General features: G+C 72.2%; 20 protein-coding genes and 1 pseudogene. 12 read left to right on the forward strand and 9 right to left on the reverse strand.

Annotated features, from left to right (window positions below; genetic code table 11):
* Positions 1-248: 248 nt before the first annotated feature.
* From PUR53_RS18940 to PUR53_RS18955, 4 genes are read left to right on the forward strand one after another with little or no spacing between them, the layout of a single operon-like run.
* Positions 249-1,082 (forward strand): glycosyltransferase family 2 protein, encoded by an 834-nt coding sequence (locus tag PUR53_RS18940; RefSeq protein WP_329900405.1) that lies wholly within the window; start codon positions 249-251, stop codon positions 1,080-1,082.
* Positions 1,079-2,092 carry a glycosyltransferase gene (locus tag PUR53_RS18945; RefSeq protein WP_329909004.1) on the forward strand — a complete coding sequence of 338 codons (1,014 nt, stop codon included), beginning with the start codon at positions 1,079-1,081 and terminating at the stop codon, positions 2,090-2,092. The genes PUR53_RS18940 and PUR53_RS18945 overlap by 4 nt, the downstream gene beginning before the upstream one ends.
* Positions 2,089-2,910 (forward strand): polysaccharide deacetylase family protein, encoded by an 822-nt coding sequence (locus tag PUR53_RS18950; protein WP_329909005.1) that lies wholly within the window; start codon positions 2,089-2,091, stop codon positions 2,908-2,910. Before PUR53_RS18945 ends, PUR53_RS18950 begins: the two co-directional genes overlap by 4 nt.
* Positions 2,903-6,697 carry a lipopolysaccharide biosynthesis protein gene (locus tag PUR53_RS18955; RefSeq protein WP_329909006.1) on the forward strand — a complete coding sequence of 1,265 codons (3,795 nt, stop codon included), beginning with the start codon at positions 2,903-2,905 and terminating at the stop codon, positions 6,695-6,697. The genes PUR53_RS18950 and PUR53_RS18955 overlap by 8 nt, the downstream gene beginning before the upstream one ends.
* A gap of 61 nt (positions 6,698-6,758) precedes the next feature.
* Here the strand turns inward: PUR53_RS18955 and PUR53_RS18960 are convergent, their stop codons facing one another.
* Complete coding sequence (locus PUR53_RS18960) at positions 6,759-8,174, reverse strand: GH39 family glycosyl hydrolase (RefSeq protein ID WP_329909035.1); 1,416 nt, start codon at positions 8,172-8,174, stop codon at positions 6,759-6,761.
* 146 nt (positions 8,175-8,320) lie between these two features.
* Between PUR53_RS18960 and PUR53_RS18965 the strand changes: the two genes are divergently transcribed.
* Both PUR53_RS18965 and PUR53_RS18970 read left to right on the forward strand, forming a co-directional pair.
* Positions 8,321-9,415: a DUF5925 domain-containing protein gene (locus PUR53_RS18965; RefSeq protein WP_443078269.1), complete on the forward strand. Its 1,095-nt coding sequence runs from the start codon at positions 8,321-8,323 to the stop codon at positions 9,413-9,415.
* 44 nt (positions 9,416-9,459) lie between these two features.
* Positions 9,460-10,227 carry a DUF72 domain-containing protein gene (locus PUR53_RS18970; RefSeq protein WP_329900410.1) on the forward strand — a complete coding sequence of 256 codons (768 nt, stop codon included), beginning with the start codon at positions 9,460-9,462 and terminating at the stop codon, positions 10,225-10,227.
* 224 nt (positions 10,228-10,451) lie between these two features.
* Here PUR53_RS18970 and PUR53_RS18975 read toward each other — a convergent pair whose 3' ends face one another.
* Positions 10,452-10,820: a GntR family transcriptional regulator gene (locus tag PUR53_RS18975; protein WP_329900411.1), complete on the reverse strand. Its 369-nt coding sequence runs from the start codon at positions 10,818-10,820 to the stop codon at positions 10,452-10,454.
* A 71-nt stretch (positions 10,821-10,891) separates the two neighbouring features.
* Between PUR53_RS18975 and PUR53_RS18980 the strand changes: the two genes are divergently transcribed.
* Complete coding sequence (locus tag PUR53_RS18980; protein WP_329909007.1) at positions 10,892-11,821, forward strand: GNAT family N-acetyltransferase; 930 nt, start codon at positions 10,892-10,894, stop codon at positions 11,819-11,821.
* Complete coding sequence (locus PUR53_RS18985) at positions 11,802-12,314, forward strand: DUF402 domain-containing protein (protein WP_329909008.1); 513 nt, start codon at positions 11,802-11,804, stop codon at positions 12,312-12,314. Before PUR53_RS18980 ends, PUR53_RS18985 begins: the two co-directional genes overlap by 20 nt.
* Before the next feature lie 19 nt (positions 12,315-12,333).
* Here the strand turns inward: PUR53_RS18985 and PUR53_RS18990 are convergent, their stop codons facing one another.
* Complete coding sequence (locus tag PUR53_RS18990) at positions 12,334-12,993, reverse strand: class I SAM-dependent methyltransferase (RefSeq protein ID WP_329909009.1); 660 nt, start codon at positions 12,991-12,993, stop codon at positions 12,334-12,336.
* Between the two features lie 137 nt (positions 12,994-13,130).
* On the opposite strand from PUR53_RS18990, the gene PUR53_RS18995 reads away from it, so the two are divergent.
* Positions 13,131-13,265: a hypothetical protein gene (locus PUR53_RS18995; RefSeq protein WP_086751667.1), complete on the forward strand. Its 135-nt coding sequence runs from the start codon at positions 13,131-13,133 to the stop codon at positions 13,263-13,265.
* A gap of 157 nt (positions 13,266-13,422) precedes the next feature.
* Here PUR53_RS18995 and PUR53_RS19000 read toward each other — a convergent pair whose 3' ends face one another.
* Positions 13,423-14,190, reverse strand: coding sequence for a dienelactone hydrolase family protein (locus tag PUR53_RS19000; protein ID WP_329900415.1), 768 nt, complete (start codon positions 14,188-14,190; stop codon positions 13,423-13,425).
* Positions 14,191-14,442: 252 nt separating this feature from the next.
* Here PUR53_RS19000 and PUR53_RS19005 point away from each other — a divergent pair, with 252 nt between their 5' ends.
* A complete protein-coding gene (locus PUR53_RS19005; protein ID WP_329909036.1) occupies positions 14,443-15,540 on the forward strand; it encodes a lytic polysaccharide monooxygenase in 1,098 nt (365 codons plus the stop codon).
* 64 nt (positions 15,541-15,604) lie between these two features.
* Here the strand turns inward: PUR53_RS19005 and PUR53_RS19010 are convergent.
* Together PUR53_RS19010 and PUR53_RS19015 are read right to left on the reverse strand one after the other, a co-directional pair.
* Positions 15,605-16,455 (reverse strand): annotated as a pseudogene (locus PUR53_RS19010) (esterase/lipase family protein).
* A gap of 173 nt (positions 16,456-16,628) precedes the next feature.
* A complete protein-coding gene (locus PUR53_RS19015; RefSeq protein ID WP_329909010.1) occupies positions 16,629-17,075 on the reverse strand; it encodes a MarR family winged helix-turn-helix transcriptional regulator in 447 nt (148 codons plus the stop codon).
* A gap of 122 nt (positions 17,076-17,197) precedes the next feature.
* Here PUR53_RS19015 and PUR53_RS19020 point away from each other — a divergent pair, with 122 nt between their 5' ends.
* Entirely contained in the window at positions 17,198-17,572 is a 375-nt protein-coding gene (locus tag PUR53_RS19020; RefSeq protein ID WP_329900418.1) for a cupin domain-containing protein, read from the forward strand.
* Positions 17,573-17,602: 30 nt separating this feature from the next.
* Here the strand turns inward: PUR53_RS19020 and PUR53_RS19025 are convergent, their stop codons facing one another.
* Both PUR53_RS19025 and PUR53_RS19030 read right to left on the reverse strand, forming a co-directional pair.
* Positions 17,603-18,571 carry a DNA polymerase Y family protein gene (locus tag PUR53_RS19025; protein ID WP_329909011.1) on the reverse strand — a complete coding sequence of 323 codons (969 nt, stop codon included), beginning with the start codon at positions 18,569-18,571 and terminating at the stop codon, positions 17,603-17,605.
* Positions 18,568-22,146 carry a DNA polymerase III subunit alpha gene (locus tag PUR53_RS19030; RefSeq protein ID WP_329909012.1) on the reverse strand — a complete coding sequence of 1,193 codons (3,579 nt, stop codon included), beginning with the start codon at positions 22,144-22,146 and terminating at the stop codon, positions 18,568-18,570. The genes PUR53_RS19025 and PUR53_RS19030 overlap by 4 nt, the downstream gene beginning before the upstream one ends.
* Positions 22,147-22,332: 186 nt before the next feature.
* On the opposite strand from PUR53_RS19030, the gene PUR53_RS19035 reads away from it, so the two are divergent.
* Positions 22,333-23,475, forward strand: coding sequence for an ABC transporter permease (locus PUR53_RS19035; RefSeq protein ID WP_329909013.1), 1,143 nt, complete (start codon positions 22,333-22,335; stop codon positions 23,473-23,475).
* Positions 23,476-23,482: 7 nt separating this feature from the next.
* On the opposite strand, the gene PUR53_RS19040 is transcribed toward PUR53_RS19035, so the two are convergent.
* Positions 23,483-24,562, reverse strand: a complete 1,080-nt coding sequence (locus PUR53_RS19040) for a S1 family peptidase (RefSeq protein ID WP_329900422.1) — start codon at positions 24,560-24,562, stop codon at positions 23,483-23,485.
* Positions 24,563-24,936: the final 374 nt, after the last annotated feature.

Genomic DNA, 24,936 nt, shown 5'->3' on the forward strand with positions numbered 1-24,936 from the left:
CTCAAGGAGCGCGGCGGTCCCGGCGTGGGGCGCGGTAGGGGGGTGCCGTGCTCGGTGAGCACACCGTTCACCGAGTCGTGCCGCGCGACCGACTGCCGAGTCGCGACAGTCGGCAGGCTTTGCCAGCTCACCCGGCACGCACGGAGGTCTACTTCGCCGTGCCGTGAGTGAGGACCCCCCTTTCGAACCGGACAACATTCCGAACCGCCCAGGGGCGGGTGGTTCACCGGACGAGAGGGACCAGACTCATGAGCTCAGTTCTGCGCCCGGCGATATCCGAATCCGACACCGACAGCGCCGAGACGTCGGCGCTCGCGAAGTACCGGCCGATCTCCAACCACCTGGCCATCGCACCACCGGTGAGCGTGGTGATCCCCGCCATGAACGAGGCGGAGAACCTTCCGTACGTCTTCAAGACGCTGCCCGGCTGGATCCACGAGGTGGTCCTGGTCGACGGCAACTCCACCGACAACACGGTCGAGGTGGCCCGCGAACTGTGGCCGGACGTCAAGGTCGTCCCGCAGCGGGGCAAGGGCAAGGGGGACGCCCTGATCACCGGCTTCGCGGCGTGCACCGGTGACATCATCGTGATGGTCGACGCGGACGGCTCGGCCGACGGGCACGAGATCGTGTCGTATGTCTCCGCCCTCGTCTCGGGCGCCGACTTCGCCAAGGGCTCCCGCTTCGCCAACGGCGGCGGCACCGACGACATGACCCTGATCCGCAAGCTCGGCAACTGGGCGCTGTGCACCACGGTGAACCGCAAGTTCGGCGCCCGCTACACCGACCTGTGCTACGGCTACAACGCGTTCTGGCGGCACTGCCTCGACAAGATCGACCTCGACTGCACCGGCTTCGAGGTGGAGACCCTGATGAACATCCGGGTCGTCAAGGCGGGCCTGAAGGTGCAGGAGATCCCCAGCCACGAGTATCTGCGCATCCACGGCGCGAGCAATCTGCGGGCCGTCCGCGACGGACTGCGGGTGCTGAAGGTGATCTTGAAGGAGCGCTCCAACCGGCGTGCCCTGCGCCGCCGTTCGGCCCCGACGATGCTCACCGCCGGGCGGGGAGAGGCGTCTTGAACGAGCCGACCGTCTCGGTCGTGATCTGTGTGTACACCGAGGACCGCTGGGAGGACATCCTCGCGGCGGTCTCCTCGGTGCGCGCCCAGTCCCGGCCGGCCCTGGAGACGCTCCTGGTGGTGGACCACAACCGGTCCCTGCTGGAGCGTCTGACCGGGGAGTACAAAGAGGTCCATGAGGTTCGCGTGCTCGCCAACGCGGGCCCCCGGGGGCTGTCCGCCGGACGCAACACGGGCATCGCCGCCTCGTACGGGGAGATCATCGCCTTCCTCGACGACGACGCCGTGGCCGAGCGCGACTGGCTGCGCTACTTCGTCCAGGGATACGCCGACCCCCGGGTCATGGCCGTCGGCGGCCGTACGGTGCCCGTGTGGGCGTCCGGCCGCCGCCCGGCCTGGTTCCCCGAGGAGTTCGACTGGGTGGTGGGCTGCGCCTACAAGGGGCTGCCCGGCGGTGTCGCCGAGGTCCGCAACGTCCTCGGCGGCAACGCCTCCTTCCGCCGCAGCGCCTTCGACGCGGCCGGGGGCTTCGCCACCGGTATCGGCCGCGACGGGGACAAGCGCCCGCTGGGCTGCGAGGAGACGGAGCTGTGCATCCGGCTCTCCCGGGCCCGGCCGGAGGCGGTGCTGCTGCTCGACGACCGGGCGGTGATCCACCACCGGGTGCCGGGCGTGCGGGAGCGCTTCGCGTACTTCCGCGCCCGCACCTACGCGGAGGGGCTGTCGAAGGCGCTGGTGGCGCGGAGCGTGGGCGCGGACAAGGGGCTGGAGTCGGAGCGCCGGTACACCACCCGGGTGCTGCCCGCCGGCGTGGCGCGCGGCCTGCGGGACGCGCTGCTCGGCCGCGCGGGCGGCGCGGGACGTGCGGGCGCGATCGTCACGGGGGTGGCGGCGGCGGCCGGGGGGTACGTTGTCGGGAGCGTCCGGGCCCGCAGGGGCGAGGTCACGTTCTCGGTCGGCGAGATTCCGGGCGGCCCGGTCGGCAAGGGGGGCGAGGGGGGCTCGTCATGACGGAGACGACGGGGACGGCGGGGACGGCGGCGGCCGTGCCGATCCTGATGTACCACGCGGTGTCCACCGCGCCGAACGACGCCACCAGGGACCTGTCGGTGACCCCGGAGGCCTTCGCGCAGCAGATGGCGCTCATCGACGACCTGGGCCTCACCCCGGTGAACACCGCCGACCTGGCGGCGAGTTGGCGGCGCGGCCGCCCGCTCACCGCCCGGCCCGTGCTGATCACCTTCGACGACGGCTACGCGGGCGTGCACCGGCACGCCCTGCCTGTCCTCGCCAAGCACGGCTTCGCGGCCTCGCTGTTCGTCACCACGGGCTGGATCGAGGGCCCCCACGACAACGGCGACGCCCTCGACACCATGCTCGGCTGGAACCAGGTCCGCGAGCTCGCCGACCACGGCGTGGAGATCGGCGGGCACAGCCACACCCATCCGCAGCTCGACATGCTGGACGACGACCGGCTCCGGTTCGAGCTGCGGCGCTGCCGGCAGATCGTCGCCGACGAACTGGGCACCCGGCCCGTCTCGTTCGCCTATCCGTACGGCTACTCCAGCCGCCGGGTGCGCGTGGCGGTGCGGGAGACGGGCTTCGCCCAGTCGCTCGCGGTCGGCAACGCGCTGGCCCGGCGCGCACAGGGCCCGTACGCGCTGCGGCGGGTGACCGTGCGGCGTTCCACGGACATCACGGAGTTCGAGCGGCTCGTCGAAGGCCGTGCGATCGCCCGCACCTTCGCCCGGGACCGTGCCCTGACCAAGGGGTACGCCATGGTCCGAAGAGCACGACAGGTCCGGAAGGCCATCCGTTCCCGTGTCTGACACGACGACCACCACGGCTCACGAGGCCGAGGACACCACGACCGAGGAGACCGGGCCCGGGCCGGGCCCCGGCCGCAGGCTGCGCCTGCCCGGGCTGGGCAAGGGGGCGGGGGGCGACCAGCTGTTCCGCAACGCCTACGCCCTGATGCTGAACACCGGTATCTCGGCCGTGCTCGGCCTCGGCTTCTGGCTGGCCGCCGCCCGCTACTACACCGAGGCCTCGGTCGGTCAGGGCTCCGCCGCGATCGCCGCGATGAAGCTCCTCGCCGGGCTCACCGCGCTGACGCTGACGGGTGCGCTGGCGCGGTTCATCCCGGTCGCGGGCCGGGACACCGGCCGGCTGATCTTCCGCACGTACGCGGGCAGTGCGGTGGTCGTGGCGCTGGCGGCGGGCGTGTTCCTGCTGACGCTGGGCCTGTGGGGGTCGTCGTACAGCTTTCTGCACGATCCGCTCTACGCCGTGTTCTTCGTGCTCGCGGTGGTGGCCTGGTCGACGCTGACGCTCCAGGACGGGGTGCTCACCGGGCTGCGCAGCGCGGTGTGGGTGCCGGTCGGCAACACCGCGTTCTCGGCGGTGAAGCTGGTGCTGCTGGTGGTGTTCGCCGCCGCGATCCCGACCATGGGCGTCTTCGTGTCCTGGGTCGCGGCGATCGCGATGTCCGTGCTGCCGCTGGGCTGGCTGGTGTTCCGGCGGCTGATCCCGGCCCATGTGCGGGCCACCGACGACCACGCGCACCCGCCGTCGCTGCGGGAGATCGGCCGCTTCCTCGCCGGTGACTACACGGGCTCCCTCTTCTCGCTCGCGGTCGTCTATCTGGTCCCGGTGATCGTCGCCGCGCAGGTCGGCTCCGCCGACAACGCGTACTTCTACATCACCACCACCATCGGCGGCACCGTCAATCTGCTCGCCATCAACATGGGTGCCTCGCTGACCGTCGAGGGCGCCCACGACCCGGCACGTCTGGCCGCCAACACCCGGGCCGCGCTGAAGCGGATGGCCCGGATCATGCTGCCGGTGTGCGCGGTGCTGTTCGTCGGGGCGCCCTGGATCCTGGCCGTCTTCGGGCCGGCCTACGCGGACGCGGCGACCCCGCTGCTGCGCTGGTTCGCGGTCGGCGCGGTCCTGCGGGTCGTCATGGAGACGTACTTCGCGGTGCTGCGCGCCCAGAGCCGCACCGCCGGACTCGCCTGGCTGCAGGGCCTGTTGTGCGCCCTGGTCCTCGGCCTGACCCTGGTCCTGCTCCCCCGGATGGGGCTGACCGGCGCGGGCGTCGCCGAGATCTCCAGCCTCGCGGTGATCGTGCTGATCGCCGCGCCACGGCTGTACCGGATCCTGTGCGGCGCCGGGCCCGCCGAGGTACCCGCGGACGCGGCACCCGACGGCGATCTCGCCGACCTCGGCCGCATGGCCTCCGCCGCGAGGCAGAGCGGCGCCCGGTCCCGGCGCCTGGACTCCGACACCCTCGCCCTCGGCATCCATGTCGACTTCGACCACCTGGAACGCCGCCCGGACGTCCGGCCCGGCCCGGGAACCCCGCCCACCGGAACCGCGCTGCCGACGCGTGGGGAGCACCGGCCGGCCTGGGCCCAGGACCGGCCCACCCGTCCGCCGGAGGTGGACGCCCCGTTCGAAGAGGCCGCAAGGGAACCGGACTTCGCACGAGAGGCCGAGAAGCTGGAGAAGTCCGTACGGGAGCCGGTGGCACCCGAGGCCGAGGAGACGCCGTCCGACCAGGACGCACCCCGGGTGTCCCTCCGCGAACGCCTCTCGCACCCCACGATCACCGGGGCGGTCCTCGGCTCCCTGCTGCTCTCCGCGCTGCTGCTCTACTGGGTGCCCGCGCTGGCGCTGGACGACTCCGACCTGGACCGCATGGGCGGCCTCGGCCTGATCTCCGTGCTGCCGACGCCGACCCTGGTCGGGGCGGGCCTGCTGGCGGTCGTGTTCGCCGCGCTGCTCCGGCCGGCCCGGGAGCACCGCGCGCTGCTGCTGATCACTCTCCTGGCCACCGTGTTCTCGCTGCACGCGCTGCCCGCCGTGATCGAGACCGAACCCCGGTTCGCGACGGCCTGGCAGCACCTGGGGTTCATCGACTACATCGACCGCACCGGCACGGCCGTACCCGACCTGGACGCCCGGTGGAGCTGGCCGGGATTCTTCGCGGCGGCGGCGTTCGTGGCGCAGGCCTGCGGGGTCACCGACTTCACCGAGATCATCCGCTGGTGGCCGACGGCCGTCCAACTCCTCTATCTGGCCCCGATGTTCCTCCTCGCCCGCCATATGCGGGCGAGCTGGCGCGCCCGGTGGACGGGTGTCTGGATCTTCGTCCTGAGCGGCTGGGTGGGGCAGGACTACTTCTCCCCGCAGGGCTTCACCTACCTCCTCTACCTGGTCTTCGTCGCGATCCTGCTGGTCTGGTTCCGCGCCCCGCACATGCTGTGGGGCGCGGTGCGCCCCGGCGAGGCGGAGGTCGAGCCGACGGACCGCCGGCAGCGCGCGGTCCTCCTGGCGGTCCTGATCGCGCTGTACGCGGCGACGGTGCCCGCCCACCAGCTCACCCCGTTCGTGATGCTGGGCGTCCTCGCGGCCCTCGTCCTGGTCGGCCGCTCCGAACTGCGCGGCCTGCCCATCCTGTTCGCCGTGCTGGTCGCCGTCTGGGTGGGCTTCCTCGCCGAGCCGTACTGGTCGGGCCACTTCGACGAACTCTTCGGCGGGGTCGGCGGTGTGGGTGGAAACGTCACCTCCTCGGTCTCCGGCCGGATCGGCGAGGGCAGTTCGACCCACAAGCTAGTGCTGTACGCGCGCGTGGCCCTCGCCGGCTCGGTCATGCTCCTCGCCTGTTACGGCTTCTGGCGGCGCCGCGCGAACAAGTACCGTGAACGCTCCCTGCTCGTGCTGACGTTCGTGCCGTTCCTGGGCTTCGGTATGCAGTCGTACGGCGGTGAGATGGCCCTGCGGGTCTTCATGTTCGCGCTGCCGGGCGCCGCGCTGCTGGCCGCCCTCGCCCTCTTCCCGCGCACCGGCGTCACCGCCGAGGAACGCGACAAGGACCGAAGGAGCCTCGCCCCGCCGGCCGCCCTGATGGCCGGCCTCGTCCTCATCGGCGGCTTCCTGGTCGCCCGCTGGGGCAACGAGCCCTTCGAGCGCGTCCGTCCGGGCGAGGTCGCCGCCATGGAGTACGTCTACGCCCACGACGACCCGACGGTACGGCTGCTGTGGCTCAGCGACGACCCGGTGAACAACGTGACGCCCGCGATGCCGTGGGGCGCCCGGGACATGGAGAAGGTCGAGTACGTGCCGACGCTCGCGCCGGTGGATCCGGTCCTGGTGTCCGGTGTGGCCAAGGCGCTCAAGGACGCGGGCGCGGGCTCGTTCCTGATCGTCAACCGCAGCCAGGTCACCAACCTTCAGATGGACGCCGGTTACTCGGCGAACTGGGAGTCCCGGCTCATCCGGAACCTCGACGAGCGCGCCGACATCGAGAAGGTGTTCTCCAACGACGACGCCACGGTCTTCGCCCTGCGCGACCAGCCCGGGAAGGCCCCGGATCCCGATCCCGGCCCGATCGGCCCCCAGGTCACCTGGACCCCGTGGTCGGTGGTGGGCGGCCTGGCCGCGATCGCCCTGATCGTGCTGCTGAGCGTCCGCGAGATGGTCCGTGTGGCGGTCCGCCCCGGGGTACGCCAACTCCGCTGGCTGCAGAGCAGCTTCTGGTTCAGCCTGCCGCTCCTGGCCTTGCTGCTGGCGTCACTGGTGCAGAGGTTCCTGACGATGGGCTCGCCGTAGCGCCCCTGAAAGGGGCGCGGGGAACTGCGCGACCAGCCACAACCGGCGCGCGGTCACCCGACTACCTGTCGAGCCACTTCGTTTCGTACGCTCCCATGTCGAACTTCTTCCCGTCGATCTCCGCACTGATCCTGCGGTCGAGGGTGTTGACGACGAGCACGGCCTTGTCGTCGGCCAGCACGCGCACGTTCGGCTTGTCGTCCGTCGCGACGGACACCGTCTCGTACGTCGTCCCCGGCGGGAACTCCTCGCTGAACCGGGACAGCAACCCGTGCATGGGCAGTTCGCGTCCGCCGTCACGCTTGTCGGTCGGCGTCCACAGACAGCCGGGGCACTCGCCGGTCCTCTCCTCCGGGTTCCAGTAGAAACCGGAGGTGGCACCGCCCTTGGCCATGGCCATCAGCCCGGAGGCCTGGACGGCGACCCGGCGGTTCTCGGACCAGCCGTGCCGGTTGTCGTCCCCGTCGCCCGGTTCGACGTAGTACTCGGCCCACCACAGCGGCAGATCGCCGGACCGCTCCCGCACCCACCGGCTCACGTCCGTGAACTTGTCGGTCGCCGCGAACTCGTCCGGGACCAGCTCGTCGTCCCGGGTGTAGCTGGATCCGTCGACCACCACGAAGTCGGCGCCGGCCTTGTTCTCGTTCCAGTAGTCGAAGGCGTCGAGGATCCGCCGGTCCATGGCGCCCCACGGCCCCTTGAGCCGGGTCGACGCGTCCTGCTCCTGGCGCGGGTCGACACTGTCCATGACCAGGTAGGGCCCGCCGACCATGATGTCCTCGTCGACCTTCTTCAGGGCCTTGTAAACGAGGTTGTACAGCTCGGTGTACCCCTCGTAGTCCCAGCGGGCCTCCGCGTCGTTCCAGAAGCCCTTGAACTCGTTCCAGACGATGAAGTGCCGTACGTCCGGGTAGCGCTTGGCGACGGTGGCGGCGAGGGCGGCGTAGTCCGCGAAGTGCTCCGGCTCGGGCGCGGTCTCCAGCGCGGCCTGGCTCCAGTCGGTCCGGTCGGCGCCCGGTCTGCCGCCCTTCATCCAGTCGGGCGCGCAGCACAGGGTGACGACGGGCGTGCCACCGGTGGCGCGGACGAAGTCGATGCGCCGGTCCATCTCCTCGAAGTCGTAACGCCCCTCGACGGGTTCGGGGTTGCCCGCGCCCCAGCCCATGATGTGCTGGATCTGCGGCAGGGGCCGCTCGGCGAGCCGCTTCTCGACGCGCTCGACAGCCGTCCCGCTGCCCACGTCCGCGCTGAACTGGGTGTGGGTGAATCCCCAGCCCACACTGGGTCCGATGTCCCCCGGCGGGGTCGCGGGCGTGCCGTGCACCTTGTCGCCGTCGGGGGTGGTGCCGGCGGTGCTGCCGCCCCCGGGAAGAGTGTTGAGCAGGGTCACGACGAGGGCCAGCGCGGCCACCGCCACGCCCAGCAGCGCGGTGAGCCGCCACCGCCGGTCCCCCGCAATCCACCCATGACGTCCCATCATGGGCAACAGTAACCGCGCGGGCCCGTCCTGGGGGAGGTTCCGCCGGTGAACTCCTGGGCGATCGGGCGGCTCACGGGCGGGCATCTCCGGCGCGCCACGGAAAGCGGGTGCACGGGGAGCCCTCGGTGACGGATCATGGCGACATGTCTGCCAACCCACACGACGCACTGCCGATCCGGCTCAACGTCGACGACAGCGACTCCCCGTCCGATGTCGTCGACGCGCTGTTCCTCGGCCGTTTCGCGACGGGCGAGCAGCCGCACGCGCACGCGGCGAACATCGACCGGGTACGGTCCGGGGCCACCCTGCTGCCGCCGGGCGCCCGGGTGCTGCGCTCCGCGCGGGACGACGACCGCAGCGCGACCCTCGCCGAGGGCGACGGCTGGACGGTGCTGATCTCCCGCTGGAACCGGGGCGCCGACGTCACGGTGACCGCGACCACCGCCGAGCTGGCGGAGAAGGTGCTCGGCCAGGCCACCGACGGCGCGGCCGACGAACCCGAGCCGCAGCCGGAGAACGTGACGATGGGCTTCTGGTACGTCTCGCCGCGCCGAGGCCCGCACCGCACCACCCGGCAGATCTCGGCGGGTACGTGGGAGGAGGTACGGCCGAACTACACGGCGCCGGTGGCGGACGCGATGGACCGGCTGATGAAGACGACCCCGGAGGACATCGCGGGCCGTCTCCTGCTGCTGCACGGCCCGCCCGGCACCGGCAAGACGTCCGCGCTGCGCACGCTTGCGCGTTCCTGGCGGGACTGGTGCCAGGTCGACTGCGTCCTGGACCCCGAGCGGCTCTTCTCCGACGTCGGCTATCTGATGGACATCGCGATCGGCGAGGACGACTCCACGGGCAAGGGCCGCTGGCGGCTGCTCCTGCTGGAGGACTGCGACGAACTGATCCGGGGCGAGGCCAAGCACACGGCGGGCCAGGCGCTCTCGCGGCTGCTGAACCTGACCGACGGCCTGCTCGGCCAGGGCCGCAACGTCCTGGTGGGCGTCACCACCAACGAGGACCTGGAGCGCCTCCACCCGGCTGTCGTCCGCCCCGGCCGCTGTCTCGCCCGGATCGAGGTGGGCGCGCTGACCCGCGCGGAGGCGGTGGGCTGGCTCGGCACGGACGAGGGTGTCGGCCGCGAGGGCGCGACCCTGGCCGAGCTGTACGCGCTGCGTCGCGGCACGTCACCGACGTCGCTGCCGGAGCCGCGGGGCGGGGCGGACGCGGGCCTGTACCTCTAGGCGGTCACCTGTAGGCGGTCCCGCTCGGGTGTTTTCATGGATGTATGACCTTGTTCGTCGGCACGTCGGGGTGGCAGTACAAGGACTGGCGGGGCGCCGTCTACCCGGAGGGCTGCCCCACCCGGCTGTGGCTGGAGGAGTACGCGGCCCGCTTCGCGACGGTCGAGCTCAACAACGCGTTCTACCGGCTGCCGACGAAGGAGAACTTCGAGGCGTGGCGGGCAAGGGTGCCGGCGGACTTCGTGGTCGCGGTGAAGGCGAGCCGGTACCTGACCCACATCAAGCGCCTGCGGGACCCCGAGGAGCCGGTGCACCGCCTGATGAGCCACGCGGAGGGCCTGGGCGACCGGCTGGGCCCGATCCTGCTCCAGCTCCCCCCGACGCTACGGGCCGACCCCGCTCTCCTGGACGCCTGCCTGGGCTGCTTCCCCTCCGGCACCCGGATCGCGGTCGAGCCCCGCCACGACTCGTGGTGGACCGCCGAGGTCCGCGAGGTCCTGGAATCCCGGGGCGCGGCCCTGTGCTGGGCGGACAGCCACTCCCGCCCGGCCACGCCGCTCTGGCGCACCACCGACTGGTGCTACCTCCGCCTCCACCAGGGCCGGGCCCACCCCTGGCCCCACTACGGCGAGCGGTCCCTGTCCACCTGGGCCCACCGCATCGCCGACACCTGGCCCGCCACCGCCGACGCCTACGTCTACTTCAACAACGACCCCCACGCGGCGGCGGTGCAGGACGCGACGACGTTCGCGAGGACAGCGAGAAAAGCGGGTTTGCAGCCAACCCGAACACCGGAACACCTCCCCCGCTAAGCCTCCAGCCCCCACCATCGGCCCCCAGCACCGCCCCACCCGGCCTCTCTCGCCCCGCCGCTCACAGCGCACCCCGCTGCCTACGGCTCTGCTGCCCCCGCCCCGCCCGCGGCTCACGTGCCCGGCTGACGTGTTTCCGCCGGTTGACTGATCCCGCCGCGACGGCGCTCAGCCACCGGCGGCGTGTTTCGGCGGTGCCGGACCGGCCTCGGGCGCCAGTGGCTCTACTCCACGTACGCGGCCCGCAGGGCGTCCCGGGCCGCCGCCAACGCCTCCGTCTCGCTCAGCCCGAGTCGGCGCGCCCGCTCCGCGTACGCCCCCGCAGCCACCGCCGCCTCCCGTTCCGCGGCGGAGCCGGCCGCGGCCACGAACGTCCCGTTGCGCCCCCGCGTCTCGATCACCCCGTCGGTCTCCAGCGCCCGGTACGCCTTGGCGACGGTGTTGGCCGCGAGCCCGAGCTGTTCGGCGAGCCCCCGTACGGTCGGCAACCGGTACCCCACGGGCAGCGCCCCGGAGCGGGCCTGTTCCGAGATCTGGGCGCGCACCTGCTCATAGGGCGCGCCCCCGTCCACGATGCGAATCTTCAAGGTCACGCGGCGATTGTCCCGTACCCACCGGAAAATCGGAGGCGACTCCCGGCGCCGCCCACGTAGCGTGCCCACCCATGACACTGATCGTGCGCGACCTCCGCGCCGCCGACCCGGCGGACGCCGAGGCCTTCGCCGACGTTCGACGGCACGCCCTGCCCTTCCTGGTCGGCACCGCCGAGTCCCTGCTCCACGACGCCACGCACGCTCCCCCCGAGGCCCACCAGCGACAGCTGGTCGCCGAGGCGGACGGCGAGGTGATCGGCACCGCGCAGCTGTCCATCGCCCACGACAGCCCCGTACCGGGCCAGGGCGAGCTCAACGTGTATGTGCACCCGGCGTACCTGCGCCGGGGCGCGGGCGCCCTGCTGGCGCGCACCGCAGAGGAGCGGCTGACGGCGGTGGGCGCGCGGCGGCTGCTGTCCTGGGTGCTGGACACCCCGGAGAACCGCGCGTTCGCCGAGCGCCGCGGCTATGCGCCGAGCCGCTCCGCACACTTCCTGCGCCTGGACCTGGCCCACGGCACCCTCCCCCCGCTCGACTCCCCGCCCGGGGACGTGGAGCTGCGGACGGCCGCCGACTTCGCCGACGACCCGCGCCCCCTGTTCGACCTGGACGCGGAGACCACGGCGGACGAACCGGGCGACGTCGACGCCGAGTTGGACGACTACGAGCAGTGGGTGAAGGAGACCTACGACCACCCCCTGCTGGACCGCGCCCTGAGCACGGTGGTCGTCGTGGACGGCACCCCCGCCGCCTTCACCGCGGTCCGCACGGACGGCCGGGACCGCTACTTCACCGCGATGACGGGCACCGCCCGTGCCTTCCGCGGCCGGGGCCTCGCCAAGCTCGCCAAGAACGACTCCCTGCACCGCGCCCGCGCCGCCGGCTACACGGAGGCGTTCACGGGCAACGACGCGGGCAACGGGCCGATGCTCGCGGTCAACAAGTGGTTCGGGTACGAGGTGTGCGCGACGGAGGTGCGGTATGTCCGTGAACTCGGCTGACTCCCGGCAGGAGGGGCGCGAGGTGGACGTCGTCCTGCTCAAGGCGGGCCGCACGAAGATCCGTTACCCCGCACGGCTGGTGAGCGACGACGGCACCCGGATCGTGGTGCACGCCGACTGGGCGACCGAGGGGGTGCGGGACTTCGGCTTCGTACGCTTCGAGCCCGGTGACGTGTTCACCGAGTACTACTGGCGCGACCGGTGGTACGCGGTGAAGGAGGTGCGGGACGCGCGGGGCACGCTGAAGGGCTGGTACTGCGACATCACCAGGCCCGCCACGTTCTCCGGTGGGGAGGTCGTCGTGGAGGACCTCGACCTGGACCTGTGGCGGTCCGCCGACGGCACAACCGTACTGCGGCTGGACGAGGACGAGTTCGAGGAGAGCGGGCTCGCGCGGAGCGACCCGGAGGCCGCGGCGGCAGCCGTCGCCGCCCTCGACACGCTGGAGTCCCTCGCCACCACCGAGGGCGGCCTGGAGTCCCTGCTGTCCTAGCCGCGCCGGTGGGGGGCGGTCAGAGGCGGGCCACGATCGCGTAGCGTTCGTCCTCGACCTCCCTGCCCCACAGCAGCGGGTCGTCCTGCAGCCGCACCAGCTCCGCTTCGGACACGAGGGGCGCGACCAGCCCGTACAGCCGCTCGGCGGGTATGCCGACCGGGCTGACCGTGCCCCACACCCCCTCGACCAGCACGAGCCGCCCGCCGGGCCGCAGCAGTCCGCACCAGCGGCGCAGCACGCGGGCCGGATCGGGCAGGGTCCACAGCACATGGCGGACGAGGATCACGTCGAACCGCTCCTCCCCGACGGGTGGAGCCGCCGCGTCGCCGACGAGGAACACGGCGGGGCGCCCGGCGAGCTTGGCGCGGGCCAGGGCGACCATGGCCGGGGAGGAGTCCACTCCGGTCACCCGGTGCCCCCGCTCGGTCGCGAGGAGTGACAGGCTGCCGGTGCCGCAGCCGAGGTCGAGCACGTCCGAGGGGCGCCTGGGCAGCCAGTCCCGCAGCCGGGCCGACCAGGCCTCCCGCACGGCGGGTTCCCGCAGGCCGTGATCGGGTTCGTCGTCGAAAGCGGCGGCTTCCGCGTCCCAGTCGAAGGCTCCCGAGGAGTCATCTGCCGCCGGGTTCCCCGGTGTTCGCAGGGCTGGGGAGGTTTCACCGTCGTCGATGTTGGTCATGCCGCCAGAGTGACACCTGCCACTGACAGTCCAGATGGTGACAGCCGCCACTGACAGAGCACGAACGATGAGTAACGCTCCCGGAAAAGGTCTACCTCCGTGAAAACGCGGAACACGGTAGACGCAAGGAGGCAGCCATGCGCCGTACGACCGTGCAGAAGCCCCTGAGGAAGTCCACGTCCCGCCGGGTGCGGGACGAGGCCGACGAACGCCCCGTCGAGCGCCGGGAAGTGCGAAAGGACATCGCGCGCACCTGGTGGCCTGACGGCTGAGCACCCGCGCCCCGGCCACGAGCACGTACGCGCGTCCACCGACTCCGGCGATCCCACCGATCACCACCGATCACCACCGACTCCAGCGGCAGCCGTCCCCGACGCCCCGACCTCGGGCGTCGGGGACGGACCGCCCCGGGGAGCCTCGGGGGGCCGATCAGGTCCCTGACCGCAGATTGCGGTCCAGCAGGTCCAGCAGGGCCGTCCAGTGGCGTTCCGTCGCCTCCGCGTCGTACGCGGCGGTGTCGGCCTGGGTGTAGCCGTGCGGGGCACCGGCGTAGACCTCGGTGCGATGGCGGACCCCGGCCTCGGTGAGCGTCTTGTCGAGCAGCTCGATCTGCTCCGGGGGCAGCGACGGGTCCTCGTCGGCGTGGCCGAGGTAGACCTCGCCGGTGATCCGGGCCACCGCCAGATGCGGGCTGTCCGGGTCGTCGGTCGCCAGACGTCCCCCGTGGAAACCGGCCGCGGCGGCGACCCGTTCGGGAAAGGCGCCGGCGGTGTGCAGGGCCAGCCGGGCGCCCATGCAGTACCCGGTGATCCCGACGGGTCCGTCGGCGGCGTGCGGGCTGTCGGCGAGCCATCCCAGATACGCCGCCGCGTCCCGCAGCGCGAGTTCCGGCGTCAGCGACAGCATGACCGGCAGGATCTGGTCCCATATCTCCGGACGCGCGGCCGGATCGATGAACTCGGGCAGGTCGAACACCGGGGTCCGCCCCGAGCGGTGGAAGACGTTGGGCACGAGGACCGTGTACCCGGCACCGGCCAGCCGGTCGGCCATCGCCCGCAGATGCGGCCGCAGCCCGAACGCGTCCATGTAGAACAGGACCGCCGGATGCGCGGCGTCGTCGTCGGGGTGCACGAGGTAGGCGTCGACGGTGCCGTCCTCGGTGGTGATGTCCACGGATGTTCCGCGTACGGCGCTCATGCGCGGGTTCCCTTCTCTGACGGGTACGAACGGGCCCAGTGTCACGCACCGAGGTAAGAACCGGATCTTCGGCAGGTTCCCAACGGCCTTTCCTGAGCCCTCGGTTAGCCCATCCTTAACGCCACCATAAGGATCCCCCGCACCCGCCCTCAGCAGGCGATTCCGCGGTTCCTTGGGGCTACCTTGCTGATCGCCCCCGGCATCCGGGACCACCCGGGAGCCGTCCAGGACCGTTTCGAGGAGTGCGCCGCCATGCCCGCTGCCCGCCGCGAGGCCACCGCGTCCGCCACCGCACGTGTCGTCGGCGCGCTGGGGGCGGTCGGCGCCGTCCCGCTCGCGCTGACCGTGTTCGCCGCAGGACCGGCCGTGGCGCACGGTTCGTTGGACGACCCGGTGAGCCGGGTGGCGCAGTGTTACGCGGAGGGCCCCGAGAACCCGAGGTCGGCGGCCTGCCGGGCGGCGGTCGCGGCCGGCGGCACCCAGGCACTCTACGACTGGAACGGCGTACGGATCGGCGACGCGGTCGGCCGCCATCGGGAGCTGATCCCGGACGGCGAGCTGTGCGGCGCGGGCGACGAGGCGTTCAAGGGCCTCGACCTGGCCCGCGCCGACTGGCCGACGACGAGCGTGCGCGCCGGGTCGTACGCCTTCGCGTACCGGGTGACGGCCCCTCACAAGGGGACGTTCAAGGTGTACGTCACCAGGAGCGGCTACGACCCGTCCCGGCCGCTCGCCTGGGACGACCTCGACCTGGCGAACCCGGTGGCGACCGCCACCGACCCGGCCGCGTCGGGCGGCTTCTACAGGTTCTCGGGCACCCTCCCACAGCGCTCCGGCAGGCATCTGCTGTACGCGGTCTGGCAGCGCTCGGACAGCCCGGAGGCGTTCTACTCCTGCTCGGACGTCTCGTTCGGCGACAGCGGGGCCGGCGCGTCCACTCCCTCGGAGGAGCAGATCGAGGAGGGCGCCGACGAGTCGACCGTCGAGCACGGCGGCCACGGCGACGACGACGCGAGCTCGACGACGGACCCGACACCGAAGGCGTCGGCGAAGACATCGGGGCAGACCTCGGCCCAAGGGCCCGCGGGGGCCACCTCCGACGACGCGTCGCCGACCGCGAAGTCGACGACGGCCGCGAAGTCGACGACGGTCGGGGAGTCGGTGGCGGGGACCGGTTCGGGCGGCCTCGCGGAGCCCGCCGGCGGCGAGGACGGGCTCGCCGACACCGGCGGCGACGGCCTGACCCCGTATCTGGCCCTCGGCGGCGCGGCCGTCCTGGCGCTCGGTTCCTCCCTCCTCTTCGCCGCCGCCCGCCGCCGTGCGACGACCGGTGGCCGGCACGGCCGCTGACGACTTCCGGGGCCTGTCGGGCGGCTCAGGCCGGACAGGCCCCGGTGGAACGCGTCGGCACGTGTCAGCCGACGACCGAGAGACACGTCGTCGGGGTGGCGTGGGCCGGATCCAGGGCGTTGACGACCTCGTGGAACGCGATCCGGTCGAGGAGCCCGATCGCCGCGTGCGCGGAGAGGTCGAGCGCGCAGAGGTCCTGGATGACGATGTTGCGTACGTTCGCCCCGTCGAGGAACTGGGACCGGTACGGCGTGACCACCTCGTCGTACTGGGTGGCGAGGACCGTGTAGGTCACACCGGGGACGGTGTCGCCGCCCGCGTTGAGCCTGGTCAGGAACGGGGATCCGACGACCTGGTCGGCGAGGGCGGGGGTGGCGGTGGAGAGCAGGTCGCCGGCGCCGGGGAAGTGGTCGAGGAGCTGGGTGAGGCCGTTGAGGGCGCGATGCCGACGAGCGCGTTCACCTCGGCGGCCCCGCCGAGGAACTTGAGGTAGTAGCGGGGCATCATGCCGCCCTGCGAGTGGCCGACGAGGTCGGCCTCGGCGGCGCCGGTCGCGGCGAGCACCCGGTCGACGAACGCGTCGAGCTGCTCCGCCGACCTGTCGATGGGGCCGAGCCCGTTGAAGAAGGCCACGCCGGGGAGTTGGCCGTAGTCGAGGGAGTAGACGCAGTAGCCGCGGTTCACGAGGTACGGCGCGAGGCCCAGCCAGTTGTCGACGGAGTTCGCGAACGTTCCGTGGACGAGGACGACGGGGCGGGGGTGGGCGCTGGAGGGTTTGCAGGAGTAGTCGTTCCAGCCACGACTCGGTGCGGCGGCCGTGTCGGCGGCCTCCGCGGCGGTGACGGGCACGAGGGTCGCCGCGGCAGCCAGGCACAGGGCCGCCAACGGTCTGATCAGGCGCTTCCAGGGCAGCATCGGGTGATCTCCTTGCGGCTCAAGGGACGTGCGACGACGTTCGCCCTGTGATCCGGATCACGAGGATGCTGTTCTTCTTCGCCAAGTTACGGGCGAGTAGAAAAAGTGGGAAGTTACGCGTCAGTAAAATATTCAAGTGATGATCGGGACCACTGACACGTGACGCCGAACCGTCACCAGGCGGGCCTGATGGGACCGTAGGGAGCGATACGTCCCAACTGGCCACGCAATACCCGCAGTTCGCTCTCGCCGCCGAGCAGTTCGGCCCACCCCGCCACGACCTCGGCCGCCACCTCTTCCGCCGCCCGGGCACAGGCCCATCCCTGCTCGGTCATGACGACGAGCCGAGCCCTGGCATCGCCGGGATGCGGCCGGCGCTCCACGTACCCCTTGCGCACCATCTCGTCGACCAGCTGACTCGCCGCCTGCTTGGTCACCCCGAGATGGACGGCGAGTTCGGTGACCGTCGCCCCGCCCGGGGCGAGCCGGGTGAACGCGAAGCCGTACGAGGGCCGCCCGTCGAAGCCGCGCGCGGTCACGCCCTCGTCGATACGCCGCGTCAGCTCACCGGCGGCGGCGATCAGGGCGGCGGTCAGGGCCAGGGCTTCGGAGTTCTGCACGCCTGCATTGAAACACCCTTGACGAACTGGTCAAGTAGCTTGACCATATAGTCAATCTGCTTGACCAACCAGTTCCCGGAGCCCCGGAGCGGCCGGAGCCCCGAAAGACCCAGGAGACACCCATGCCTGTCGTCCGCCCGTCCGAAGCCGTCGTCCACGAGATCCACGGCGCCCGCTTCGTCTCGTACGCCACTCCCCGCACGGGCAGCAGGGAACTGGCCGCCTGGCGGGGCGAGATCCCGCCGGGGACCAAGGCGCCCGCGCACACCGTCACCAAGGAGGAGATCCTTCATCTGCTCAGCGGCGAACTGCTGGTCACCCTCGACGGCCGCACCGACCGCGTCGCCGCGGGCGACACCCTGATCATCAACCCGGGCGCAACCCTCACCGTCGAGAACCCGACGACGGAGACGGCCGTCACCTGGGTCACCACCTCCCTCGGCCTGGAGGCGGAGCTGGCCGACGGCACGCGGATCGTGCCACCGTGGGCCAACTGACAGCCGCAACCGGCAACCGTACGAGGGCGGTTACGCGGCCAGCGTCCCCGGTATCACCGCGTGCGGGCCGAACTTCGCCCGAGCCCGGTCCGCGACCTCCTCGATCCGGCGGAGCTTCTCGTCGACGGGGTCGAAGGCGAGCTGGTGCGAGGCCTGGTCGGCGGGGGTGAGGCCCTCGGCGCGCAGGGCGATCGCGCGGACGCGGGCGCGCTGGAGACCGAGGGCCTCGTACAGGGCGTAGGCGGTCGCGGTGAGCGCCGGGGAGTGCGCGGTCGGCTCCTTGAGCGTGCGGGTGCGGGTCGTCGAGGACCGGTCGGCGTAGCGGACGGTGAGGGTCAGGGTGCGGCAGACCTTCTCCAGGGCGCGCAGCCGGGAGCCCAGCTCCTCGGCGCCGGCGAGCAGGGCGCGGCGGTGCCGGTCGGGGTTCAACTCGTCGTACGGGAAGGTCTGTTCGGTGGCGAGGGAGCGGGCGACGGCGTTCGGCACCACCCGTCCCCGGTCGATGCCGTTGGCCTTCTCGTGCAGGTCGCGGCCGGTGCGCGCGCCGACCAGACGCTGCAGTGTGGACAGGGGTGCGCAGGCGACCCCGCCGAGGGTTTCGAGGCCGTACTCCCGCAGGGTGCGGGCGGTCGCGGTGCCGACGCCGGGCAGCGCGCCGACGGGCAGTTCGGCGAGGAAGTCCACGACGAGGTCCTCGGGCACCGCGCAGGGCGAGCCGGGCGCCGCCGCCCCCAGCGCCAGCCGAGCCGTGAGCGGTCCGGGCCCGGCGCCGATCACGCAGTCGACGCCGTACAGCGCGAGGGCGCGGACCCGGATCAGCCGGGCCAGTTCCTCGGCGTCCCGGCCGAAGTACCGTTCGGCGCCCCGGAGATCGGCCAGCGCGCCGTCCGGCGGCAGCGCCTCCACGACCGGGGTGAAGTCCTCGATCAGGCCGAGGAGCCCGGACAGGGCGGCCTCGTACCCCGACGGCAGCTGGAAACGTACGCAGAGGATGGTCATCCCGCACTCCCTGGGCTCTGGTGCCACAACTTCCGCAGCTGAGAAGGACCTTGCGAGGGCTCTTCGCCCGCGGGCCGCAGATCGGCCCATGGATGCATCTCGTAGCCGGTGGGCATCCGGATCCGCCGCCCGGTGTCGCCGCGCCTGCCGTCCGGCTCACCACCGGCGCTCCCGGCACCCCCGGTGTTTCCGTCGTTCCCGGTGCCCACCGGCGCCGCCAGCCGGGGTGCCACCGCGTCGAGGCCGCCCTCGCGCCGCAGCTCCACCAGTTCGGCGAGGTTCCAGGCGGCCGCGCCCACCACGCTGAGGCTGCGCGGTCCGCGCCGCTGCACCACTCCGCGCACCAGCAGCAGCCAGGAGTGGAAAACGGTGTGGGCGCAGGTGTCGTGGGAGTCGTCGAAGAAGGCGAGGTCGACCAGGCCGGTGCCGTCGTCGAGGGTGGTGAAGACGACCCGCTTGCCGGAGCGGATCGGCGGGGTCTGGGTGGCCGCCTTGGCCCCCGCGACCAGCACCGTCTCGCCGTGCCGCGCCTCGCGCAGCCGCCGGGCCGACACCACACCCAGCTCGTCGAGGAAGGCCCGGTGGTCGTCCATCAGATTGCGCGAGACGTCCATCGACAGCACGCCCAGCTCGGCGCTGAGCCGCTCGGCGGAGGACAGGTCCGGCAGACCGGCCGACGCGGTCCGCCGCCCGCCGGACAACGGGAGCTGACCGCCGCCCGCGCCCCGGCCGGCCCGGTGCAGCTCGGTCAGGTGCAGTTGCAGATCACGCCGGTTGGCGCCGAACGCGTCCAACGCGCCGACCTGGGCGAGCCGTTGGGCCAGCGGCCTGCTCGGCCGCGCCCGCTCCCAGAAGTCCAGCAGCGAGGCGTACGGCTGCCCGTCCGCGATCCGCGCCGCCTCGGCCTCGCTGATGCCGTGCACATCGGAGAGCGCGAGCCGGATACCCCAGGCCTTCTCCCCGGCCGAGCCCTTCCCCGGCACCCGCCTTGTCTCCGCTCTCCCCTCTCTCTCCTCCACCCCCTTTGATTCAGACACCAGTTCGATCCGGTGAGCGACCGCGGACCGGTTCACGTCCACCGGCAGGATCGGCACCCCGCGCCGCCGCGCGTCCGCCAGCAGCAGCCGCTTCGGGTACATCCCGGGATCGTGCGTGAGCAGCCCGGCGTAGAAGGCCGCCGGATGATGCGTCTTCAGCCACGCCGACTGGTACGTCGGCACCGCGAAGGCCACCGCGTGCGCCTTGCAGAAGCCGTACGACCCGAAGGCCTCGACGATCTCCCAGGTCCGGGCGATCGTCTCGGCGTCGTACCCCTTCGCCGCCGCGTGCTGCGCGAACCAGACCCGGATCCGCCCCTGCGACTCGGGGTCGGACAGCCCGCGCCGCACCCGGTCGGCCTCGTCCCGGCCGCAGCCGGTCATACGGTGCACGATGTCGATGACCTGCTCGTGGAAGACGACCACGCCGTACGTCTCCCGCAGGGGCTCCGCCAGATCGTCGTGCGGGTAGCGGACCGGCGCCCGCCCGTGCCGGGCCGCGATGAACGGCCGCACCATGTCGGCGGCGACCGGACCGGGCCGGAACAGCGAGATGTCCACCACGAGGTCGTGGAAGGTGGCCGGCTGGAGCCGCCCCACCAGGTCCCGCTGACCCGGCGACTCGATCTGGAAGCAGCCCAACGTCTCGGTGGAGCGGATGAGTTCGTACGTCGCCGGATCGCCCGCGCCCCGCTCGAAGTCGAGCGCGTCCAAGTCGACCCGCTCCCCCGTCGCCCGCGCCACCTCCGCCACGGCGTGCGCCATCGCCGACTGCATCCGCACACCCAGCACATCGAGCTTGAGCAGCCCGAGGTCCTCGACGTCGTCCTTGTCGAACTGGGACATGGGCAGGCCCTCGCCGCTGGTCGGCATCACCGGCGTACGGCGGAGCAGGGAAGCGTCGGAGAGGAGCACCCCGCACGGATGCATGGCGACCCCGCGCGGGAGCGCGTCCAGCGCCTCGACCAGCTCCCACAGCCGGCCGTACCGCTCCTGCTCCCCCGCCAACTGCCGCAGCTCGGGCAGCTCTTCGAGCGCCGCCCGCGCGTCCCGCGCCCGGATGTGCGGGAAGGACTTGGCGATCCGGTCGATGTCGGCGGGGTCCAGGGAGAGGGCCGCACCCACGTCCCGGACGGCGTGGCGGACACGGTACGTCTCGGGCATCGCGACGGTCGCGACCCGCTCGGTGCCGAAGCGGCCGATGATCGCGCGGTAGACCTCCAGCCTGCGCGCGGACTCCACGTCGATGTCGATGTCGGGCAGCGCGACCCGCCGCTTGGACAGGAACCGCTCCATCAGCAGCCCGTGTTCGACGGGGTCGGCGTGCGCGATGTCCAGGAGGTGGTTCACCAGGGAACCGGCGCCGGAACCGCGCGCGGCGACCCGAATCCCCATCTTGCGTACGTCGTCGACGACCTGAGCGACCGTCAGGAAGTAGGAGGCGAAGCCGTGGTGGGCGATGATGTCCAGCTCCCGGTGCATCCGCTCCCAGTAGTCGCGCCGGGTGCCGTAGCCGTGCCGCATCATCCCGGCGGCCGCCCGCGAGGCCAGCACCCGCTGGGCGGTGCGGCGGCCCGCGCCGACGAGACGCGGCTCGGGGAAGTGGACGGTGCCGAGGCCGAGGTCGTCCTCCGGGTCGACCAGGCACTCGGCGGCGGTGGCCCGGGTCTGCTCCAGCAGCCGGTGCGCGGTGTCACGGCGGTACCCGGCGGCCTCGACGATCCGCTCGGCGACGCCCAGCATGGCGTCCGCGCCCTTGAGCCAGGCCTCGCCGGAGTCCAGCTCACCCCGGGGGTCGACGGGGACGAGCCGCCGGGCCGCGTCCAGGACGTCGGCGACCGGACCCATGCCGGGGTCCGCGTACCGGACGGCGTTGCTGAGCACGGGCCGTATCCGCTGCTCGGCGGCGAAGCCGACGGTCCGGGCGGCCAGCCGCAGCGAACCGGGGCCGGTGCCCTCGCGGCCGTGCCACATCGCCTCCAGGCGCAGGGCGTCGCCGTACCTCTCCCGCCAGGGCAGCAGGAGCTTCGCGGCCCGGTCGGGGCGCCCGGCAGCCAGTGCGCGCCCGACGTCGGAGGCGGGGCCGAGGAGCACGGTCAGCCCCTCGGCGGCACACTCCGACCAGGGCAGCAGCGGCGGAACCTCGCTCCTGTTCCTGTCCGGGCCGCCGCCCGCATGCGCCGCCGAAACGATTCTGCACAGCTCGGCCCAGCCCTTGGCACCCTCCCGGGCGAGGAACGTCACCCGGCGGGTCGACTCGTCGAGGAAGGCGCCACCGCGCACGGGGGTACGCCGCCGCGCCTGCCGTACGGAAGGCGCGGGCGCCCCCACCGCCAGCTCCACCCCGAACAGCGGGCGGACCCCGGCCCCGGCGCACGCCTTGGCGAACCGGACGGCGCCCGCGAGGGTGTCCCGGTCGGTGAGCGCGAGGGCGTCCATGCCCCGCTCGGAGGCGCGCTCGGCCAGCCGCTCCGGGTGCGAGGCCCCGTACCGCAGGGAGAACCCGGAGACGGTGTGCAGATGCGTGAACCCCGGCACACGCACCTCCCGCACTCGATCCACCAGTCGCCCAGCCACCCGTCGGCCACTCGATCAGCCACTCGGCTCGAACATCAGTTCACAGCCTCCTCGCCTCCACCATAGACCACTTTTCGAACTTCTGTACGACAACCATTCGGCCCCGTCCCACCTGCGCAAACACCGCCCTCCTCCGACCGTGGGGACATGACACAGACGGCCGAGCCCGCCTCCAGGTCCTTCCTCGACGAGTTCAAGGACGGGGTCACCCCACGGGCCACCCTGCTCGTCGTCGGGGTGCTCGCCCTGCAGCTGCTCTTCATCGCCTCGTACGTGGGGGCGCTGCACCACCCGAAGCTCAGGGACGTGCCGTTCGGCGTGGTCGCGCCACGGGCGGCGGCCGAGCAGGCGGTGACCCGACTGGAGGGCCTGCCGGGCGAGCCGCTGGACCCGCGTACGGTGGCCGACCGGGCGGCGGCGCGCGAGCGGATCGTGGACCGGGAGATCGACGGCGCCCTGCTGATCGACCCGGCCGGCACGACCGACACCCTGCTGGTCGCCTCCGGCGGCGGACGCACCCTGGCCAACGCGCTGGCCACCCTCGTCACCGCGCTGGAGCGGTCCGAGGGCCGCACGGTGCGGACGGTGGACGTGGCCCCGGCCGACACCGGGGACGCCAACGGGCTCACGTCTTTCTATCTGGTCGTGGGCTGGTGCGTGGGCGGCTATCTGTGCGCGTCGGCGCTGGCGATGAGCGCGGGGGCACGGCCCACCAACATCCGGCGCGGGATCATCCGCCTCGGCGCCCTCGCACTGTTCGCGATCCTCGGCGGACTCGGCGGCGCGGTCATCGCGGGGCCGGTCCTGGGCGCCCTGCCGGGAAGCCTGGCGGCCCTGTGGGGGCTCGGTGCTCTGGTCGTCTTCGCGGTGGGCGCGGCCACGCTGGCGCTCCAGTGCGTCTTCGGGATCGCCGGCATCGGCGTGGCCGTCCTGCTGGTGGTGATCGCGGGCAACCCGAGCGCGGGCGGCGCGCTGCCGCCGCCGCTGCTCCCGCCGTTCTGGGCGGCGATCGGCCCGGCCCTGCCACCGGGAGCGGGTGTCTGGGTGGCCCGCTCGATCGCGTACTTCGAGGGCAACGACACCACCGGCCCGCTGTTGGTGCTCTCCGCCTGGGCAGTGGCGGGGGCCGCCATCACCGTGGCGATGGCGGCCCTGAGAAAGAAGCCGACGGATCGGCCGGCTCCTGATCGGTCGACTTCCGATCGACCGGCTGACCGACCGGCTTCTGACCGACCGGCTTCTGACCGACCGGCTTCTACTCAGCCCGCTTCTGACCGACCGATCAGCTGACCGGCTGTCAGCCGATCTGCGTGCCGGTCGCCGAGAGCGCCTCGGTGACGGGCTGGAAGAACGTCTCGCCGCCCGAGGTGCAGTCGCCGCTGCCGCCGGAGGTGAGGCCGATGGCCTTGTCGCCCGAGAAGAGCGAGCCGCCGCTGTCGCCGGGCTCGGCGCAGACGTCGGTCTGGACGAGGCCGTTGACGATGTCGCCGTTGCCGTAGTTCACGGTGGCGTCGAGTCCGGTGACCGTGCCGCTGTGGACCTGGGTGGTCGAGCCGCTGCGGGTGACCTTCATGCCCACGGTCGCCTCGGCGGCCCCGGAGATGGCCTGGGTGGAGCCGTTGTAGAGGTTGACCTCGCTCGGGTGGTCGACGTCGGCGGTGTACTTGACCAGGCCGTAGTCGTCGCCGGGGAAGCTGGAGTCCGCGTTCTCGCCGATGACCTGGCCGCCGGCCGACCACGTGGAGATGCCCTCGGTGCAGTGACCGGCCGTCAGGAAGAACGGCTCGCCGCCCTTGACCACGTTGAAGCCGAGGGAGCAGCGGCCGCTGCCGCCGGTGATGGCGTCGCCGCCCGCGACGAAGGGCTTGTACTCGCCCTTGGTGCGCTTGAGTTCGGCCTTGGCCCCGAGACCGTCCACGACCTTGGTGAGTCTCGCCAGCTCGGCCTTCGAGACGGTGCGGTCCGCGGTGACGACGACCTTGTTGGTGGTCGGGTCGGTGGCCCAGGCGGTACCGGGGATGGTGGCGTCGGCCTTGAGGGTGGTCCGGGCGCTCTTCAGCTCGGCGAGGGAGTTCTCCACGATGCGGGCCTTGGCGCCGGCCGCCTCGACGGTCTCGGCGGCGGCCTGGTCGAGCACGTTCACGACGAGGAGCTTGCTCTTCGCGTCGTAGTACGTTCCCGCCGCGTCGGCGCCGAGGTCCGCGTCGAGGGTCAGGGCGAGCTTTCCGGCCGCCGTGATGGAGAGCGCTTTCGGCTCGGGGGTCGGTGCGGTCTCACTCGCGTTCGCAGTCTGGAAGGTCACTCCCGCGGCGACCAGTGCGGCGATGCCGGCACCCGTCACGACGGCACGGCGCCTGGGTATGCGTCGGTGCTTCAACTCGCGTCCTCCTGTGGGGGGTTGGTCGAGAGGGGCGTGGGGGCCCTCTCGACCGGAAGGTGTGCGGGCAAGGAGGCGACAGACGGTAAAAACGCCGCGTCCATGCCAACTGTGCGGCGACAACTATTCCTAGGCGCGCGGGGGGCACACAAGGTCGACTTCAGGCCGAGCGCACAACGAGGGCGCACGCCCCCTATGTCATTACCGTCCGGTAACGCACCACTTGAGAGTCACGGGAATTCGCACTGCAAACACGGGAAGCAACGGCCTCGTCAGCAACGGGTGAGGTCTAGGCCTGGCTTGAATTCACCCATGGGAGGCTCGGAACCGAACGGGTCTCGCGGTGCGGGAGTTGCATCCGCATCCCCTTTGCC

Source organism: Streptomyces sp. SP18BB07, from assembly GCF_036322545.1.
In the GTDB taxonomy this organism is placed as follows: Bacteria; Actinomycetota; Actinomycetes; order Streptomycetales; family Streptomycetaceae; genus Streptomyces; species Streptomyces deccanensis.

Excerpts from the sequence above, each read along its gene's own strand:
- PUR53_RS18980 (WP_329909007.1), top strand. The coding sequence starts at position 10,892 with ATGACACTGATCGTGCGCGACCTCCGCGCCGCCGACCCGGCGGACGCC.
- PUR53_RS19005 (WP_329909036.1), top strand. The coding sequence starts at position 14,443 with ATGCCCGCTGCCCGCCGCGAGGCCACCGCGTCCGCCACCGCACGTGTC.
- PUR53_RS18960 (WP_329909035.1), bottom strand. The coding sequence starts at position 8,174 with ATGGGACGTCATGGGTGGATTGCGGGGGACCGGCGGTGGCGGCTCACC.
- PUR53_RS18940 (WP_329900405.1), top strand. The coding sequence starts at position 249 with ATGAGCTCAGTTCTGCGCCCGGCGATATCCGAATCCGACACCGACAGC.
- PUR53_RS19035 (WP_329909013.1), top strand. The coding sequence starts at position 22,333 with ATGACACAGACGGCCGAGCCCGCCTCCAGGTCCTTCCTCGACGAGTTC.
- PUR53_RS18950 (WP_329909005.1), top strand. The coding sequence starts at position 2,089 with ATGACGGAGACGACGGGGACGGCGGGGACGGCGGCGGCCGTGCCGATC.
- PUR53_RS19020 (WP_329900418.1), top strand. The coding sequence starts at position 17,198 with ATGCCTGTCGTCCGCCCGTCCGAAGCCGTCGTCCACGAGATCCACGGC.
- PUR53_RS18965 (WP_443078269.1), top strand. The coding sequence starts at position 8,321 with ATGTCTGCCAACCCACACGACGCACTGCCGATCCGGCTCAACGTCGAC.
- PUR53_RS18970 (WP_329900410.1), top strand. The coding sequence starts at position 9,460 with ATGACCTTGTTCGTCGGCACGTCGGGGTGGCAGTACAAGGACTGGCGG.
- PUR53_RS19000 (WP_329900415.1), bottom strand. The coding sequence starts at position 14,190 with ATGAGCGCCGTACGCGGAACATCCGTGGACATCACCACCGAGGACGGC.
- PUR53_RS18990 (WP_329909009.1), bottom strand. The coding sequence starts at position 12,993 with ATGACCAACATCGACGACGGTGAAACCTCCCCAGCCCTGCGAACACCG.
- PUR53_RS18995 (WP_086751667.1), top strand. The coding sequence starts at position 13,131 with ATGCGCCGTACGACCGTGCAGAAGCCCCTGAGGAAGTCCACGTCCCGC.
- PUR53_RS18985 (WP_329909008.1), top strand. The coding sequence starts at position 11,802 with ATGTCCGTGAACTCGGCTGACTCCCGGCAGGAGGGGCGCGAGGTGGAC.
- PUR53_RS19025 (WP_329909011.1), bottom strand. The coding sequence starts at position 18,571 with ATGACCATCCTCTGCGTACGTTTCCAGCTGCCGTCGGGGTACGAGGCC.